Here is an 18,032-nt window from a genome sequence, read left to right on the forward strand (position 1 = left end):
CCCCTACGCAAACTGGTTGCGGTAGGCCTGGCAGACCTCGTCGACGGGACCGTCCATGCGCAGGTCGCCCTTCTCGATCCACACGGCGCGTTGGCAGATGCGCTCGACCTGCTCGATCGAGTGACTTACAAAGAGCACCGTCACATCGCCCGACTCGATGAAGTGCTGAATGCGCTCCTCGCACTTCTGCTGGAAGAACACGTCGCCCACCGAGAGCGTCTCATCCACGATGAGGATGTCAGGCTCGGTGATGGTGGCGATGGCAAAAGCGATGCGCGCGACCATACCGCTCGAGTAATTCTTGAGGGGCATGTCCACAAAGTCGCGGAGCTCGGCAAACTCAACGATCTCGTCAAACTTGGAATCGATGAACTTCTTGGTGTAGCCCAAAAGCGCGCCGTTGAGATAGATGTTCTCGCGCGCGGTGAGCTCCATGTCAAAGCCGGCACCGAGCTCGATGAGCGGCGCGATGTTGCCGCGCACGGTGCAGGAGCCCTCACTCGGCTCGAGCACGCCAGCGATGATCTTGAGCATCGTGGACTTGCCGGAGCCGTTGGTGCCCACAAGACCCACCACGTCGCCCCGCTTGACCTTAAACGAGACGTGCTTGAGCGCGCGGAACTCCGAGAAGAAGAGCTCGCGGCGCATGAGCTTGATGAAGTACTCCTTGAGGTTGTTGAGCTGCTCGGAGGCCATGTTGAAGATCATGGTGACGTCGTCGACCTCGATGGCGTACTCGCCGGCGGCGGCAGGCGTGTTGTACTGACGATAGATTCCCGTGGGAGCGGCCATGGTGCGTCCTTATCTCAAACCGGGTGAACGGGGTTGGCGGCAGAAGCCGTCGGGTGCGCGCGGGGCGCGGCTAGATGTAGAGGATGAACTTGTGCTCGGTCTTGCGGAAGACGATGATGCCGAACACGAGCATCACCACGGCCCACACCGTGCAGAGCGCAAGAATGCCCAGCGAGGGGTTCTGCTGCCAGAGCACGATATCGCGCATGAAGGTGACGAAGCCGTACATGGGGTTGGCCTTGACGATCGCGAGGGTCCATGAAGGCGCCCCGCGGTCGAGGAGCATCTGGAAGTCCCAGAAGACCGGCGTGATGTAGTTCCATGCGGTAAGCACGACGCTCCAGAGGTGAATGACGTCGCGGAAGAAGACCGTGGCGGCCGAGAGCACAAGACCGATACCGATGCAGAAGACCATGAGGAGACCCAGGCAGACGGGCAACCAGATGATGTGCCAGGTGGGGACCACGCGGAACCAAAGCATGACGATGGCAACCGCGATGAGCGAGAAGGCAAAGTTGACGAGGGCAAAGAGAATCTTCTGCACTGGGAAGACAAAGCGGTCGATCTTGACCTTCTTGAGCAACGGTGCGGCGTCCAAGATAGAGGTAACAGCCTTGCTCGTGGAGTCGCTCATAAGCGAATAGGTGATGTTGCCGAGGATAAGGTAGAGCGGGAAGTTCTCGATATTGGAACCGAGAAGCGTCGAGAAGACGATGCTCATGACGACCATCATAAGCAGCGGGTTGAGCACGCTCCACGCCACGCCCAAGAAGCTTCTGCGGTACTTGATCTTAAAATCCTTGGTGACGAGCTGCTTGAGAACGAACAGGTCCTTCTCGAAGTCGTTCCGCGCGTGCGAGACGAACGTGCCTTCTGTCGTGTCTGCCACTGACGGCTCCTCTAAAACCGGGGATAAGTCGCTCTGCATTCTAACACACCCCAAAATTTTGAAATTTCTACTTGCCATCCGCCACGACTTCTGTATACTAATCACTGTTGCTTGAGAGCAGCCAACATTCCTCGGTAGCTCAATGGTAGAGCACGCGGCTGTTAACCGCGCTGTTGTAGGTTCGAGTCCTACCCGGGGAGCCATTGATTTCCTGACCCGCCTCCGGCGGGTTTTTCTTTAAAGAGCAGCATTTGACGCAGTGCGTTATCCGCAAGGCGTTATCCACGTGCTCTTGATTGCCGCGAGCGTCACGAACCCACTGCGATTCTTTTGCGCTCATGACCTTGCTCTACGGTCTGGAAACCGTTCGGGAACCACTTAACAGAAAACTTCGCGTCAAGGTAAGGATGGAATCGGGGTTTCTCACGTAGCCCGATTTTACTCAAGCTCTCTACCAGCAGTTTTGCAAGTGCCGTTGCATCGTCTGCTCAGAAGAGTGCGATTCCATCCTTACCTTGACGCGAAGTTTTGATACCGACCCCCTGCTCGCACGTTAAGCGCGCTACGCCGTGGGCTCCTTGACGACGTCGTCGAGCGTGATGGCGACGCTGTGCGGGGTGGGTACCCAATCGACCTTACGGAAGAGCGCGACCACGTTGATGGGGATGTACGTAAGCATGAACAGCGGATAGGTAAAGAGGTTCGCAACAAAGCGCCAGCGCACGGGGCAATGGAAATGCTTTCTCTCAACGATGACCACGATGAGCCCGCCGATAAAGAACGTGAGGTAGCTCGTGGCAAGCATGGTGATGAGCGACACAAGGCAGCTGTCGAGCTCGGCTGCGGTCGCAAGGAACCCATGGCTCAGGCTTCCCACCACGAGAAACGCGAGGTTAGCCACAGTAGAGAGCATGGTAAAGATGGTCCCCGGCCCCACCGTTACAAAGAAGTCGTACGCGGCGAAGCGTCGGAAGAGCGCAAACGACTTGAACAGCCCGAGCCCGTAGGTAAAGAAGACCTGATAGAACCCCTTGGTCCAGCGCATGCGCTGCTTCCAGGAAGCCTTAAAAGTCACCGGCTGCTCGTCAAAGAACTCGGCGGGCGCGTAGGCAATCCGAATCCCGTGCATAGCGCAGAAGGTGGAGAACTGGATGTCCTCGGTGAGCGTATGGAACCGCCACCCTTGCATACCCCGGACGATGTCGGCCGAGATAAGGTAGCCGGAACCCGAGACCGCACACGAGGTGCCGCAAAGCATGCGCGCGTTATTGAGGAAGCGCGCCTCGCGGATGAAGGACGTAGCGTAGGCCGCGCTGATCCACGAGCTGCCGAAGTTCTTGGAGTTACGGTAGCTCGTGACGGCCTGGTATCCCTGGTCGAAGGCGTCGTTCATGATGCGGGTGTAATCGCGCGAGACGAGGTTGTCGGCATCAAAGATAAAGAAACCCTCGTGCCGTCCGGGGTACTCCTCGAGGATACGCCGAAAACCGTAGTCCATGACCCAGCTCTTGCCCTTACGCGCGAGGTCGTTGCGCTCGTAGACGATGGCACCGGCGCGCCGCGCCGCCTCGGCCGTGTTGTCGGTGCAGGCATCAGCGACCACAAAGACGTCGATAAGCTCGGAGGGATAATCCTGGTCGAGGATAGACCTCACGAGGTTGCCGATCACGGGCTCCTCATTATGCGCCGCGATAAAGAACGCGTACCGATGGAGACGCTTGGCCGGAGGATAGCTCACCTCGCCCTTGAGGAGACCCACCACAAAGAGAATGAGCTGGTAGAAGCAGAGCACGCTCAAAAGCATCATGAGCGTGTAGTTAAAGACCGTGATGGGAGTCCAGTCGGCAAGGAAAGGGAAGAACGGCATGCGCGAGAGCGCCTCCCAGAATCGCAGAGGGTAAGCTGGCAGATACGCGAGAGTGTAGCCGATGCTTCGAGCTCTCGAAGTGAGAATAGGGGGACGGGTGCGTTTTACTCAAAAATGAGAAAAACGCACCCGTCCCCCTATTCTCACTGGAGTCCGAGCTGAGGAACGATCTCCTCCCCCGCCGCGGTGCGACCGAGCGAGACAGGCGCAAGCTCATCGAGCACGGCAGCGAGGTCCCACGGCAGCTCATCGCGGCGCTCGATGGTCTCCCCCGTCACCGGGTGCGTAAACGCAACGCGCCACGAATGAAGGAATTGCCTGGTGAGTCCACGGTCCGCCTTCTCGGCATATTTGCCGCCCCGCCCATAGAGCGGGTCGCCCACGCACGGGTGGTTGATATGGCGCATATGCACGCGAATCTGATGCGTGCGCCCAGTATAGAGATGACATTCGAGCAGCGTATAGCCGTCGTCAAAGCGACCTGCGTCAAAGCGCTCGAGCACGCGGAAGGTGGTGATGGCCTGCCGGGCAAAGGGGTCGTCCGAGACGGCCATCTTCTGCCGATCGCGCGTAGACCGGGCGATACCGGTGTCGATCCGGCCCTCGTCCATGGCAACGTAGCCGTGTACGAGCGTAATGTAGCGCCGGTCGAGCGTGCGCAAACGAATCAGATCCTGGAGCGCGCGCTGGGTATCGTCGTCCTTGGCCGCAAGCATGAGCCCTGAGGTGTCACGGTCGAGCCGGTGCACGATGCCCGGGCGGTCCTCTCCCTGCACAGTACCGAGATGCTCGAGCCCGCAGTGGTAGACGAGCGCATTGGCAAGCGTGCCATCGGCATGTCCGTGGGCGGGATGGCAGACAAGTCCGCGCTGCTTGGAGAGCACGATGAGGTAGTCATCCTCATAGCGGATGTCGAGCGGGATGTTCTGTGGAATGATGACACCGGGCTCCACGGGGTCGGGCAGCTCGACCGAGACCCGGTCGCCCGCCGAGACGGCATACTTTTTAGAGAGGCAGGTCTCGCCGTTGACCGCAACCGAGCCCCCCTCAATGAGGTGGGCGCAAGCCGAGCGTGAGGGACATGACGGTTGTGCCCCCAGAAAGGCGTCGAGTCGCGCACCCGCATCGGCCGCGGCGACAAGCATATGGAGGTCGGCGGCCATGTTAGCGCCCTCCGTTCCCACGCGAACCCTTGTTGCGGAGCGGCTTGCCCGCCTGGTCACGCGCGGCGAGGTGCTCGGAGCGATCCTCCTCAGCGCGCCGCTTGGCATCGGCATTTGCCGGAGAGAACAGGGCAAAGCCGATAAGCGCGAGCGCCACCCCCACCGTGACGCCGATGTCCGCCACGTTGAAGACCGGAAAATCGATAAAATCCGTGGCGATGAAGTCGGTCACGAACCCAAAGGCAACGCGGTCGATGGCGTTGCCGAGGGCACCGCCTGCGAGCATGCCGAGCCCCACAACCTCAAGGCGCGAGAGCAGGGGCGCACGCCACAGATAGGCCGCGCAGCCAATCACCACAACAAGGGCAAGCAGCGAGAAGAGCGGGCCGAACCCCGCCGCGAGCCCAAAGGAGACACCCGTGTTCTCGACATAGATAAACGAGAGCACCCCGGGAATGACCGTCACATCGGCACCACCCGCAAGCGCTGCCCGCGCCGCCACCTTGGTGAGCTGATCGGCAACAAGAAAAACCACAGCAAGTACCAAAGCGACAATAAAGCGCCACCTCTGAGGCGGTCGATACGTCAGCTCATCACGCTCCACGAGCATCTCCCTTCTTAGTCCGAGCGGTATAGGACATTGATCAAATAAGAATGCGGTAGGTTCAAAACATGCGCAAACCCTTTGAAAGGGCAATGGCAAAGCAAAACAAAATGCCGTTGCATTGAAACCCCGTAGGTCCAAGGCCAACAGCGAGGCGAACCGTGGTGCGGCAGATCGGCCCGAGGGAGGAGGGAATAGGTCTTCGTGCCATGCCCGACGAGTGAGGGTCGAGGTGCCGTGCCACAGTGCGCCGCAGTGTCGGGTGCATCACGTCAACCTAGCAGGTCGGCGAGCGCCACTGAGGTGTGTCAGGTTACCGCGAAAGGCAAGGGCATAGGCCTTCGTGCCATGCCCGCCGCCTTGAACGGTAAGATGACGCGCCTCAGCGGCGCGCAGCAGCCCGTCGCTAGCTCAAAGCCTCAAAGCAACGGGAGCAGATATGCTCATACTCCCCATGCTCACCCGTGCTCTCGCGATAGTTCCAGCATCGGTCGCAGCGCTCGCCATGCGCAGGCTCCACCGCAACGGCAAGCTCGTCGCCCTCGACAAGCTCCACCTCAGAGACGATGTAGAACTCAGCAAGGTCGGGAGCATCGGGATCGGTAAGCAAGCCATAGAGCTCAGCCGGCACCGTCGCGCGCACGCGGACCTCCTGGCTCTTGGTAAAGGTCCCCGCCTCACGCGCCTCCTCGAGCGCCTTGGTCACCGACGCGCGAAGCTCAAGCGCCGCATCAAGCACGGGTGCGAGCGCGTTGGCCTCGTCGAGCGAGATGGGCGCCTGGTACCAATCGAGGAGCGCCGCGTAGGTCTGACCATCGCGGATGCCCTCGGGCGTGTAGGCCATAACCTCATCGGTGGTAAAAGCGAGGATGGGCTGCAGATCGCGCAGGAGCATCGAGAGCAGCTCGGCAAGAACCGTCTGGGCGCTCCGGCGGGCGGGCGAACCCTCCTTCTCGCAGTAGAGGCGGTCCTTCAGGGCGTCGAGGTACACGTTGGAGAGCTCGGTTACCACAAAGTCGTAGAGCGCACGGTAGGCGCGGTTGAACTCATAGGCCGCATAGGCATCGTCGACCTCTGCCTGAACCTGCGTAAGGCGCGCAACCATGAGCTTGTCGAGCGGAGTGAGCTCAGAGAAGGGCACGCGATCGCGTGCGGTGTCAAACTGATCCTCGAGCTCACCCAGCAAGAAGCGGAGCGTGTTTCGGAAGCGACGGTAGGCGTCGGAGGTGCGGGCGAGAATCTCGTGGTCGATGGCGACGTCGGAGGACGTATCGACCGAGGCCACCCACAGGCGGATGATGTCGGCACCCATCTCGTCGCAGACCTTGTTGGGGTCGATGACGTTGCCGAGCGACTTGGACATCTTGCGACCCTGACCGTCAAGCGTAAAGCCCTGGCTCACGACCGCCTTGTACGGCGCGATGCCGTTGGCACCCACGCTCGTGAGCAGCGAGCTCTGGAACCAGCCGCGATGTTGGTCGGAACCCTCGAGGTAGACGTCGGTGGGATAGCTGAGCTCGGGGCGCTTCTCGCAGACGGCCTTCCAGGAGACGCCGGAGTCCCACCACACATCGAGGATGTCGCGGTCGGCCTTGAGATGGTGCCCACCGCAGGAGGGGCACACGCAAGCGTCGCCGAGATACTCCTCGGGAGAGTCGGTAAACCAGGCGTCGGAGCCCTTCTCCTTAAAGAGCGCGATGACGGCGTCGAGCGTGGCGTCGTTCATGACCTTCTCGCCGCAGTCCGCGCAGGTGTAGCTCGGGATGGGCACACCCCAGTTGCGCTGACGCGAGATGCACCAGTCGGGGCGACCCTCTACCATGGCGCCGATGCGGTTAGCGGCGCGCTCGGGGTACCAGCGCACATGGTTGCGCACCTGGTCGAGCGCCTGCTCGCGAAGGCTCGTCTCGTCCATGGAGACGAACCACTGGTCCGTCGCACGGAAGATCGTGGGGTTCTTGCAGCGCCAGCAATGCGGATAGGAGTGGCGGATCTTCTTCTCGGCCAGAAGCGTACCGCGCTCCTGGAGCCAAGCGATGATCTTGGGATTGGCCTCGTCGGTGTCGAGCCCCGAGAAGGGACCGCCCGTGCCGTAGGTATCGCCTACATAGAAGCGGCCATCGTCGTCAACGGGCATGATGATCGGCAGGTCGCAGCGCATGCCGGTGTAATAGTCGTCCACGCCGTGGCCGGGAGCGGTATGGACGCAGCCCGTGCCGTCCTCAAGGGTGACGTAATCGGCCGTGACGACCTTGCCCGTAACGCCCTCAAAGATGGGCTGGTGGTAGGTGATGCCCACGAGGTCCTCGCCGCGCACGCACCAGGGCTCGGTCGCGCCGGCGGGCACAAAGAGCTTCGCGTCCTCGAGCTTGGCCACCTCGTGGAAGACCTTCTCCCAGAGCGCCTTGGCCATGATGCCCAGGCGACCCTCGGCCTCAACCGCCACATAGTCCGCCTCGGGCGAGAGCGCCACGCCGGAGTTTGCCGGGAGGGTCCAGGGGGTGGTGGTCCAGATCACCACGTCGACGGGCATGCCGGTAGAAGCGAGCGCCTCGGGTACGTCGATAAGCTCAAAGCGCACAAAGACCGAGGGGCTGACCTCGTCGGCGTACTCGATCTCGGCCTCGGCGAGCGCGGTGTGACAGTGCTTGCACCAGTGGACCGGCTTGCGGCCGCGGTAGATCATGCCCTTATCGAACATCGCCTTAAAGACCTCGATGTCGGCGGCGTCGTGCTCGTGGTAGAGGGTGAGGTAGGGATGCTCCCAGTCGCCCAGCACGCCGAGCCGGCGGAATCCTGCCTTCTGAAGCTCGATGTTCTCGACCGCAAACTCGTGGCACATCTCGCGGATCTTGGCCGTGGGCGTGGCGTTGAACTTGGCGGTGCCGAGGGCCTCCTCCACCTTATGCTCGATGGGCTGGCCGTGGCAGTCCCAACCCGGGACGTAGGCGACCTCCTTGCCCTGCATCATCTGGTAGCGGTTGATCATGTCCTTGGCGATCTTGTTCATAGCGTGGCCAATGTGGATCGGGCCGTTGGCATACGGGGGGCCGTCGTGCAGGACAAAGCGCTCGTGTCCCTCGTTCTTCTTGCGAACCTGCTCGTAGAGGTGGTTCTCGTTCCAGTCTGCCAGTCGCTTGGGCTCCGCCTTGGCAAGCCCCGCACGCATAGGGAAACCCGTCTTGGGCAGATGCATGCTGTCCTGGTACTTGTTCTTCTCCTTCGCCATGACCCCTCCTTCTCGGCCGGGGCGCGTGGCGCCGCACCCCGTGTCGGGGCGCCCATGAAAAAAGCGCCCGTCCCTGCAAGCTGGGACGAAGCGCTTAACGCAGCCGCCGAAGCGTCCGACGGCACAAGCTCTCCGCTATACCACCCAGCTTAGGCGCTTGCGCGCCCGTTACTCGGCTGGCCTGTCACGGTGACCATTCCGGCGACGCCTACTCAGATGGGTCATTTGGGGACGGGTCCAATCTGACCCAGTATCCCAGCCATCCGTTCGGGCCGCGGCTCCGGGGTGATTTTCGCTCGGTCGCGCACGCGGGCTTTACAGCTACCGCCCGCTCTCTTGGGGTGCGCGGAGGCCGACTACTCCTCCCCTTCACAGCCATTGCACGGCATTGTAGCACGCCGACGGGCGCATAGCCGCTTTGTTGCAATTTGCCTACAAGGACCTGTCAATCGCGAGACACCCAAACGCGCGTGCCCGCATCGTTTGCGCTCATGTATCGGCACTCAGGCGATACGGTCGACGCCCTCGCACTCGTCCTCGGACCCAAGATCGGCTAGCTGCAGCTTGTCAGCGGCCACCACGGGAATCCCCCGCTTGCGGAGCAGCTGGACAAAGACGCCGTCGCCGGGGACAAGCTTGCCCGTAAAGGTACCGTCATAAACGGTGCCGACGCCGCACGAGGGGCTGCGTGGCTGAAGGACGGCCAGGTCGACACCCCCGGCCTCCTCGATGCGCCTGAACTCCGCCTTCGCGCCGGCGCGAAACGCCGCGTCGACGCTCTCGCCAAACTCGTTGACGACCTCGCCCGCGCGAATCTCCGCACGCGGGCGCGGGATATGAAGGCCCCCGGCAACCTCAGGACAGACGGGTATGACCTCATGGCCCCACACCCGGAGTGCCTCGATAAGCTCATGGTTGCGGTTACTACCGCCGTTGTATTTGCACAGCTCGCCCAGCAGGCAGGCGCTCACCGCAATCCGCATCGAGCGACCTCCTACCGTTCCCTCGGGCGCCATGAGTTGTAGTTCTCCTCAAAAAGCGTCAGGTTCTCATTGCGGCCCGAAGCATCAAGCGCCTCGCGCAGCGGCTTTGAGATCTCGCTTTGGTATTGGGAGAGGCGCTCACCGTCGGGGTAGGACAGCGAGATGTCCCACGACTGGCAGAGCACGTCAACGCGGTTGTACATCCACGTGGCAAGCTGCTTGAGATGCTCGAGGTCCTCGGCGTAGGGCGAATCCTGCTCGAGCCGTACGGCATCGAGCTCATCGCGCAAAGCCTGCACCTGGTCGCGCAGGGCATAGGCGCTTGAGGAGGCCTCACGGCGGCGCTCCAAATTCGAGAGTAGAAAGCCGCCGTTATAATCGTCGATCACATCGGAAAGCGGGTCTTGGAAGTCACCGATCTGGTTGTAGAGCTCGAGCAGACGGTCGTAGGCCGCCTCACCCGAGAGGACGGTGTCGTCGGTAAGCTCGACGGTCTCCTCAGTGGCATCCGCCCCGTCCGTCGCGGCGTCGCCCGTATCGGGTGTCATGCCCTCGCGCGAGGGGAACATCTCGGCAGCTTGGCGCTGCACCTCGGCATAGAACCGCGGCATAACACCAAGCGGGTCGGCCACGACCATGTACGCGCATCCGCCGACAAGCGCCAGCGTAACGAGCGCCGCGGCGACCTTGCCGTACGGTCGCTTGCGGCGATGATAGGGGTCCTCGTCGGTGTGGCGCTTACTGCCGGCAGACTCCTCAACGGGAATCTTGAGGACGTTGGTTTTCTCGGGATCGAGACTTACGTCGAGCACCTCGGCCGCCGACGGCTTGGAGGAGCGGTTCTTGAGCACCTCATCGGTGAGCTTGGGGAAGCTTGCCGTCTTGCCCGCAGCGAGGTCTGACGCCGAGGCTTCGGCAGAGAGGATCCCCGGGGCGGGACGCCCACACTTGGGGCATGTGCGGGCCTTGGGCGAGAGGCGGGCTCCGCACCCCTCGCAGAAGATAAACTCATGCGCGGGGTGCGACGTGGGGGTTCCGAGGTAGGCGCTGCAGTGCGGGCAGACGGTCGCGTCGGCAGGGACGTTGGTATGGCAATGCGGGCAGAGCAAGGGCACCTCATCTCATCGCGGCCGCGTTCGCCGTGGCCGCGCTCAGCGAATCACCTGATTGAGTACATACGGCAGGATACCACCGCTACGGACGTAGGCGGCCTCCGTCGGCGTATCCACACGAACACGGACGCGGAAGACCGTTTGGTCGCCCGAAGGCGCCTTGGCCGTGACCTCGAGCTCAGTCGGAATGCCGTCTGCCCCCATCGGGGTATCCGGTGCAGGAGCGAACGAGAACTCCTCGAGCCCCGTGAGGCTAAGCGCCTCGGTACACTCCCCCGGAGCGAACTCGAGCGGGAGCACCCCCATGCCGATGAGGTTGGAGCGATGGATCCGCTCGAAGCTCTCAGCGATCACGGCGCGCACGCCCAGAAGATAGGGTCCCTTGGCCGCCCAATCGCGCGAGGAGCCCGACCCGTACATCTTGCCCGCGAGCACGATGAGCGGCACTCCAGCCGCACGTGCCGACTCCGCGGCATCAAAGACGCGAACGGTCTCCCCCGTCACGGGGTCGAGGGTCCAGCCGCCGCGTCGACCGGGAGTGAGGAGGTTCTCGAGCCGCACGTTAGCAAAGGTGCCTCGCACCATCACCTCATGGTTACCGCGACGCGAGCCGTAGGAGTTAAAGTCAGCCTCGGCCACGCCGTGTGCACGAAGGTAGGCGGCCGCCGGAGAATCCGGTGCGATGGCGCCCGCCGGCGAGATATGGTCGGTCGTAACGAAGTCGCCAAGCATCACGAGCGCCCGCGCACCAGAAAGCGCACAGGCGTCCCCCGCTGCCGCATCGTCGAGGAAGGTCGGACGCCGCACATAGGTGCTCGCCGGATCCCACGGGTAGGTCCGCGAAGGCGTAGCCTCAAGCGCAGCCCAACTGTCGCTGCCGGTCATGGGCTCGGACGCAACCGCGGCATAGGTGCCCGCCACGTCCGCACGGACAAGCGCCGCCGCAACCTCCTCGTCGGTCGGAAGCAGTTCGGCAAGGTAGACAGGCCCACGAGCGCCCTCGCAAACGGGCTCAGCGGAGAGGTCGACGTCCATGGTGCCGGCGAGCGCGTAGGCGATCACGAGTGCCGGCGCGCAGAGGTAGTTCTGCGCAACCTGGGGCGAGATGCGCCCCTCGAAATTTCGGTTGCCCGAAAGCACACTCGTGAGCTCGCAGCTGCCGGCGATGGGCGCAAGTGAGTCCAAGATGGGTCCGGAGTTGCCGATGCAGCTCATGCACCCCCATCCGCAGACGGCAAACCCAAGGCCCTCAAGGGCTTCGAGCACGCCTGCGCGGCGCAAAAGCTCCGTGGTGGCGTGCGAGCCCGGGGCGAAAATCCGCTTGACCCACGGCGGCACCGCGCAGCCGAGCTCAAGCGCGCGGCGAGCGGTTAGGCCCGCCGCCACCATCATGGCGGGGTCGGTTGCCGTGGTGCAGCTCGTTACCGCAGCGATCGCAATGGCGCCGTGCGAAACCTCACGCGGCGCGCCCGCGCAGTCAATGGAGAAGGTCTCCCCCGGCATGCACCCGGAGCGTGCCAGGGCCTCACGAAAGCGATGGCGCACTCCGCTGATCGGGACCCGATCATGCGGACGGGACGGTCCGGCAAGGGATGGCTCAACCGCAGCCAGGTCGAGCTCGATCACCCGGCTATACACGGTATCGGCATCAGAGGTCCCCGAGGCGCCGAGCATACCCTGAGCGGTAAGGTACGCACGGGTAAGCTCGACCTCATCCGCACTCCGCCCAAAAAGCGCCAGCTGCTCAAGCGTCGCCTCGTCGGCCGGGAAGAACGTTGCGGTGGCGCCGTACTCGGGCGTCATGTTGGCGATGGTCGTGCGCTGCGTTACCGTGAGGCTCGCAACGCCGGGCCCGAAGCACTCCACGAGCGAACCCACCACGCCCGCCGCGCGCAGCCGTTCGGCAAAGGTGAGGGCAACGTCCATGCCGCTCACCCCGGGGGCAAGCTGGCCCGTAAGGCGCACGCCAACCACCGGCGGTACCGTCATGGAGATGGGCTGGCCGAGCGCTGCGGCCTCGGCCTCGATGCCGCCCACGCCCCACCCGAGCACACCCAGTCCATTGGCGGTAGGTGTATGCGAGTCGGTACCCACGAGGGTGTCGAAGTAGACCGTCGGCGTCCCAGCGCAACCTGTTTTATCTGCGCACTTGGCCCCAGAGCCGGCGTCGCTCGTCCACGCCACGCGGCAGAAACGCTCAACGTTCAGCTGATGGCAGATGCCCACGCCGGGCGGCACGATAGACACGTTGTTAAAGCTCTCTGCCGCCCACTTCAAAAAGGCAAAGCGCTCAGCATTGCGCGCCGCCTCGATCCGGGCGTTCTCGCGCGCCGCCTCGGGACAGCTCACCACATCGGCGGTCACCGAGTGATCGATGACGAGCGTGCAGGGAATGAGCGGGTTTACCCGCGAGGGGTCCTCACCACGCGCAGCGGCGGAGTCGCGCATGGCAGCAAAATCGCAGAAAACGGGCACACCGGTAAAGTCCTGAAAGAGCACGCGCGCCGGCATGAACTCAATCTCGGCACCCGCGACACCCGCAAGCCCCGCCTCGATAACGGCATGGGCGCGTTCGCGTGCCTCCTCCTCGCTTGCAGAGCGTCGGACGACATTTTCCAACAGTATCCGCAGGCAAACCGGCAGGCGCGCCGCCTCGGGAAAAGAGCTGAGCGCCGTGTAACGATACGTACGCCCGGCGACAGCAAGCGCGCGCTCAAATGGCAGAGGGGTAGCAGTGGGCTCCATAGGACTCCAGTCTTTGCGAGCGGTCACAGTTATCCCATCCTACCCCGTCGTGCGGACAGAGACGGGAGAGGTCCCCAGAAGCCAGATTCGTAACACGGCTGTCACGCACAGGAGTGGCGCCGGAAGCGCATCCAGCACAGGCAGCCGTCGAACGTCCAGCCAGGCCTCACATCGTCTTTGTGCGGCAGCCGCCGGGCGCAGAGCCGACGCTGACAGCCCTACTTCTCGCGCCGTTTTGCCGGACGTGCGGGGAGCTTTACCTGAATGCCATGAGCCGACTGGGTAACAGACGAGAAGCCCGACTTCGTGCGCTTCTTCTGCTTCTTTGCGGGCTGAGCATCGGAGTCCGCCGACACGCGATCGATGACCGGCCCCGGCTTCTCGCCCTCAGATTGAACAGCCGCCTTACCGGCAGGGGGAGCAGGCGCGCCAACAGGCCGCTTGGGCGCCTCTCCCTGAGCGCGGAAGGCATCGTTGGCCGCCGCGGCATCCTGATAACGGTGCTCCTCAACATAGCGGTTGAGCCGTTCGCGCGAGCGCCACACAAAGCGGCGAAGCGCCGAGCGGGTCGAGCGCACACGCCGCGCACCGGAACGCCCCATCGTTACCTGCACGCCCCGCCCAAAACCGGTGGCGGAATAGGTGCGCCGCGGCTTAAGGCCATCCATCACGCGCGCTGTCGCAAAAAAGAGCGCGCACGCCAGTAGCGAGATGGCGGCGAGCGCGAGCGCCTCGGCCCACGAGAGGCGCGCGATGCTGAAGAGATCCGGGAATCCCAAGATACCCACAACGAGTCCCACGACGATGCTCGCCAGAAGCACCGTGCGGAGCGGCGTGAACGGCCACGAGATCCGCGCAATGAGGCAGCAGCCCACCGCGCTCGTGGTAACGAGGCACATGGTGGAGAGCGTGAGGCTGCTCAGCCCGGCAAACGAGGCGACAGCCATGTTGAGGCAGGCGGCAACGACCACCGCGAGCGAAGCGGGCAGCGCCCGCTTGACCACGTTGGCGAGAAAGTTGCCCTTCACACGGGCGCGGTTAGCCTCGAGCCCGAGCACAAAGCCGGGATAGCCGATGCAGAAGAAGTTGATAAGCGTCATCTGGATGGGCTGGAAAGGATACGGTGGAAACGCGATGCAGATCGCCGCAAGGCCCATCGAAAAGAGCGTCTTGGTAAGGAAGAGTGCCGCGGAACGCTGGAGGTTGTTGATGGAGCGACGGCCCTCGGCCACCACCGCGGGCATGGCGGCAAAGTCATTCTCCACCAGGACGATCTCGGCCACGTTGCGGGCGGCGTCAGAACCGGCCGCCATGGCAACGGAGCAATCGGCCTCTTTAAGCGCAAGGACGTCATTCACACCGTCACCCGTCATGGCGACCGTGTGCCCGCGCCGCTGGAGCGCCTGCACGAGCTCGCGTTTTTGCATGGGGGTCACGCGGCCAAACACGTGGTAGCGGTCCACCGCCGCATCGATCTTAGCCGGGGTGTCGAGCGTGGTGGCGTCCACGTACGCTCCCGCCCCGGGAATGCCCACGACCTCGGCGATTCCCGAGACCGTGCGCGGGTCGTCGCCGGAGATGACGTTGAGCGTCACGCCCTGCTCGATAAAGTAGCCTATGGTCTCTGCTGCGGAAGTGCGGATCTCGTCGCGGATGGTCACAAAGCCGAGCGGACGGGCCTCGCCCACCGCGTCACCTTCAGCGGTAAAGCCGTCCACCGCGGCAACCACGAGCACGCGGCAGGTGGCCGCAAGGCGCGAGACCTCTGCCTCGACCTCAGCGTAGCCATGCGGCGAGAGCACAAACTGCGCCGCGCCCATCACGTAACTCCCCCCGGCAAACGAGGCACCGCTCCACTTCTTGGCAGACGAGAACGGAACAACCTGTTCAATTACGGCCTCAGGCACCTCATGGTCCGGAGCGGCGTAGTAGTCGAGCAGCGCCTTGCAGGTCTCGTTGGCGTCCTCAGAAGTAGCCCGCGCGATGTTGGCGAGCGCAAAGTCGAGCGCCGTCACCTCGGAGGGCACCCCTGGCAGCTGCCTGCCCGTGCCTCCGGAGACGGCCAAGGGATAGGTGCCCGCAACCTCCATGCGCCCCGAAGTGATCGTGCCGGTCTTATCGAGGCAGAGCACGTCCACGCGCGCAAGCGTCTCGATGCAGTAGAGCTGCTGGGCAAGCACCTTCTTGCGGGCGAGGCGTGCCGTGGCGATTGCGAGGACCGAGGATGTGAGGAGCACGAGCCCCTGCGGAATCATGCCCAGAAGGGCCCCCACCGTGGAGAGGATCTCGGTCGAGGGCACGTGGCCCGCCGCCAGCTCCGCACCGACCCACGGCCAAAAGCCGGCCCCGGCACCTGAGCCAAGGTAGCTCTCGTAGAGACTCGAGAAAAAGAGAGCCAACCCGAGGGGCAACATGATGACGCTCGCAAACCGCACGATGGCGTTGAGCGCGCGCATGATCTCGGAGTTGACCTTCTTAACGTACTTGGCCTCGTTGTTGATGCGCGCCACGTAGTTGTCTGCGCCCACGTGGATGACGCGCGCGTACACGAGCCCCGAGTCGACAAAACTGCCGCTCATAAGGGTCGCGCCTGGATCCTTCTTGATGAGGTCGCTCTCGCCCGTAAGAAGGCTCTCGTTCACCTGCGCCGAACCCTTGACCACCACGGCGTCCGCCGGAATCTGATCGCCGCGGCCAAGCTTTACGATGTCGTCGAGCACGATCTGCTCAAGGTCGAGCTCGCATTCCGCGCCGTCGCGGATAACCTTGGCCTTTTTTGTGGCAAGCAAAGTGAGGCGGTCGACCATGCGCTTAGAGCGGAGCGACTGGAAGATGCCGATCCCGGTGTTGAGCACCACGATGGCGAGGAAGGTAAGGTTCTTCCACGACCCCGCGATGATAACGAGGATGGCAAGGATGACGTTGATAAGATTGAAGAGGGTAAGGAGGTTCTCGAGCACAAGTTCGCGCACCGACTTGGTCTTGAGCTCCATATTGAGGTTGACCTCGCCGCGCTCTACGCGCTCGGCCACCTCGGCGGCGGTGAGCCCATGCAGGCTCTCGGTTGCATCGTCTGCCATGAACCCTCCCTGGCATGTGGATAAACTTTTGCCAGTATGCCCCAAAGCACGCACGTTAGGCGGAGCCCTCAAAATCGGCGCGTAAATATGAGCGAACAAACCGCTGACGCTCACGGCGCAATTGGGTATAATGGCGTCTGCCCGTCCCGTTAGCTCAGCTGGATAGAGCGTCTGCCTCCGGAGCAGAAGGTCACAGGTTCGAATCCTGCACGGGACACCAGAGACTGGTTACCCGAACCCCGTACGTGCTTGTAGTGCGGGGCGGGTTTTTTATAAGAGCGTAAATCACATAAAACGCAAAAATCCCCTCCCCGCCCGTAGGCGGAGAGGGGTGAATCGAGCTTGCCTACTCCAAGACCATCTGGATCGCCTCGATCGCCTTGCCGAGCCCGACGGTGCCGGTCGCGTACGGGGCGTAGACCCAGCCGGTCCACCCGTAGTCCTCGACGTGGACCTGGTACTTGAGCTGCTTTCCGGCGGGGATCTCCGTCGGGATGATCTGGATCGCCTCCATGCGGAGCGCCTGCCCGACCGTCCCGATGATGGGGTCGTTCGCGGAGCTTCCCTCGCCGGAGGACGCCCCCTTCCTGATGCCGGCGTAGGACTTCCACCCGATGTCCTCGATGTGGGCGAGGACGGTGAGCTCGACGCCCTCGGGCGGCGTGATCTTGACGGCCTCGAGCTGGAGGCCCTGACCGGTGGTTCCGGCCACCTGGCCGTCCCTCACCGAGTCGAGCCAGCCGAGCGTCTGGACGTGCGCCCTGTAGTTGAGCCCGGCGGCGTTGACGGCCGCGCCGGGTACCTGACCCTGTGCCATGGATTCCCCTTCCGACGTGATGTACGCGTGCAGCTGCCCCCAGTCGCGGTTGCCCGCGCCCGAGTAGTAGGCCGGGCAGCGCTTGCGCCCGGTGTGGCAGTCCCAGTGGCGCACCACGTTGGACGCCGGGATGCCGTAGTACTCCATGAGGTGGAGCACCAGCTTGCGGAGGTTCTCGATGGAAGCCTGCGAGAACCGGGTACCGGGGTTGCACACCTCGATGCTGATGCTCTGGTTGTTGCCGATGAGCTGGCGGGCGCCGGTCCACGCGCCTACCGCCCACGCCGTGTCGTAGTCGTGGACGCACTGTACGATGTCCGCGTCGTCCACCGCGTACTGGAAGCTCGACTTCCCGGGGTTGTTGGCGAGGTTTTTGGCCTCGTTCTCCGCGGAGGCCGTGTTGGCCGTGTTGTGCACGGCGATGTACTTGCGGGAGTTGCCGCCCGCCGTGTAGCGGTCGGCGCGCGCCCAGATGCGCTGCGTGGTGGGGTCAGGGTGCGTCACTCGGCATCGCCCACGTCGGCCTCCACGGTGCCGTCCTCGGGGTTGCCGGTGCGCATCATCGCCATGAGCGGAGACAGCACGCACATGATGGCGGCGGTGGCTATCGACGCCCACGTGGCGTCCTCGATGACGCCGGATACGCAGAGCGGCACCGCCACGATGAGCACCGATAGCACGCCCTGCACGATGGAGCGTGCGAGACGCATCTCGGTCTTCTCGCTGGTCAGGAACTTATCGAGCATATTTC

The 18,032-nt window shown here is 63.3% G+C and carries 12 protein-coding genes and 2 tRNA genes; 2 read left to right on the forward strand and 12 right to left on the reverse strand.

Going from position 1 to position 18,032, the window contains the following annotated elements; genetic code table 11:
• Positions 1–3: 3 nt before the first annotated feature.
• A complete protein-coding gene (locus tag B5G20_RS04840) occupies positions 4–792 on the reverse strand; it encodes an ABC transporter ATP-binding protein (RefSeq protein WP_087355562.1) in 789 nt (262 codons plus the stop codon).
• Positions 793–862: 70 nt separating this feature from the next.
• Positions 863–1,681, reverse strand: coding sequence for an ABC transporter permease (locus B5G20_RS04845; RefSeq protein WP_239286879.1), 819 nt, complete (start codon positions 1,679–1,681; stop codon positions 863–865).
• A gap of 128 nt (positions 1,682–1,809) precedes the next feature.
• Here B5G20_RS04845 and B5G20_RS04850 point away from each other — a divergent pair.
• Positions 1,810–1,884, forward strand: a tRNA-Asn gene (locus B5G20_RS04850).
• Positions 1,885–2,243: 359 nt separating this feature from the next.
• Here B5G20_RS04850 and B5G20_RS04855 read toward each other — a convergent pair.
• The 8 genes from B5G20_RS04855 to B5G20_RS04890 form a co-directional block, all read right to left on the reverse strand.
• Positions 2,244–3,548 (reverse strand): glycosyltransferase family 2 protein, encoded by a 1,305-nt coding sequence (locus B5G20_RS04855; RefSeq protein WP_087355566.1) that lies wholly within the window; start codon positions 3,546–3,548, stop codon positions 2,244–2,246.
• 143 nt (positions 3,549–3,691) lie between these two features.
• Positions 3,692–4,711: an RluA family pseudouridine synthase gene (locus B5G20_RS04860; protein ID WP_087355568.1), complete on the reverse strand. Its 1,020-nt coding sequence runs from the start codon at positions 4,709–4,711 to the stop codon at positions 3,692–3,694.
• Position 4,712: 1 nt separating this feature from the next.
• The gene (lspA, locus tag B5G20_RS04865; RefSeq protein ID WP_087355570.1) at positions 4,713–5,321 is read right to left on the reverse strand and encodes a signal peptidase II; all 609 of its coding nucleotides are present in this window, start codon (positions 5,319–5,321) and stop codon (positions 4,713–4,715) included.
• Positions 5,322–5,721: 400 nt separating this feature from the next.
• Entirely contained in the window at positions 5,722–8,544 is a 2,823-nt protein-coding gene (gene ileS / locus B5G20_RS04870) for an isoleucine--tRNA ligase (RefSeq protein WP_087355572.1), read from the reverse strand.
• Positions 8,545–9,047: 503 nt separating this feature from the next.
• Positions 9,048–9,560, reverse strand: a complete 513-nt coding sequence (locus tag B5G20_RS04875; RefSeq protein ID WP_239286881.1) for a DUF523 domain-containing protein — start codon at positions 9,558–9,560, stop codon at positions 9,048–9,050.
• Positions 9,539–10,642 (reverse strand): zinc ribbon domain-containing protein, encoded by a 1,104-nt coding sequence (locus B5G20_RS04880; protein ID WP_087355574.1) that lies wholly within the window; start codon positions 10,640–10,642, stop codon positions 9,539–9,541. Before B5G20_RS04880 ends, B5G20_RS04875 begins: the two co-directional genes overlap by 22 nt.
• A 36-nt stretch (positions 10,643–10,678) precedes the next feature.
• The gene (acnA, locus tag B5G20_RS04885; RefSeq protein WP_087355576.1) at positions 10,679–13,384 is read right to left on the reverse strand and encodes an aconitate hydratase AcnA; all 2,706 of its coding nucleotides are present in this window, start codon (positions 13,382–13,384) and stop codon (positions 10,679–10,681) included.
• 218 nt (positions 13,385–13,602) lie between these two features.
• Positions 13,603–16,464, reverse strand: coding sequence for an HAD-IC family P-type ATPase (locus B5G20_RS04890; protein WP_087355578.1), 2,862 nt, complete (start codon positions 16,462–16,464; stop codon positions 13,603–13,605).
• A 143-nt stretch (positions 16,465–16,607) separates the two neighbouring features.
• On the opposite strand from B5G20_RS04890, the gene B5G20_RS04895 reads away from it, so the two are divergent.
• Positions 16,608–16,684: transfer RNA gene (locus B5G20_RS04895), tRNA-Arg, on the forward strand.
• 126 nt (positions 16,685–16,810) lie between these two features.
• Here the strand turns inward: B5G20_RS04895 and B5G20_RS04900 are convergent.
• Together B5G20_RS04900 and B5G20_RS10145 are read right to left on the reverse strand one after the other, a co-directional pair.
• The gene (locus B5G20_RS04900; RefSeq protein ID WP_143750216.1) at positions 16,811–17,785 is read right to left on the reverse strand and encodes an N-acetylmuramoyl-L-alanine amidase; all 975 of its coding nucleotides are present in this window, start codon (positions 17,783–17,785) and stop codon (positions 16,811–16,813) included.
• A complete protein-coding gene (locus tag B5G20_RS10145; protein ID WP_143750217.1) occupies positions 17,782–18,027 on the reverse strand; it encodes a hypothetical protein in 246 nt (81 codons plus the stop codon). The genes B5G20_RS04900 and B5G20_RS10145 overlap by 4 nt, the downstream gene beginning before the upstream one ends.
• Positions 18,028–18,032: the final 5 nt, after the last annotated feature.

The organism is Collinsella sp. An7, from assembly GCF_002159335.1.
In the GTDB taxonomy this organism is placed as follows: Bacteria; Actinomycetota; Coriobacteriia; order Coriobacteriales; family Coriobacteriaceae; genus Coprousia.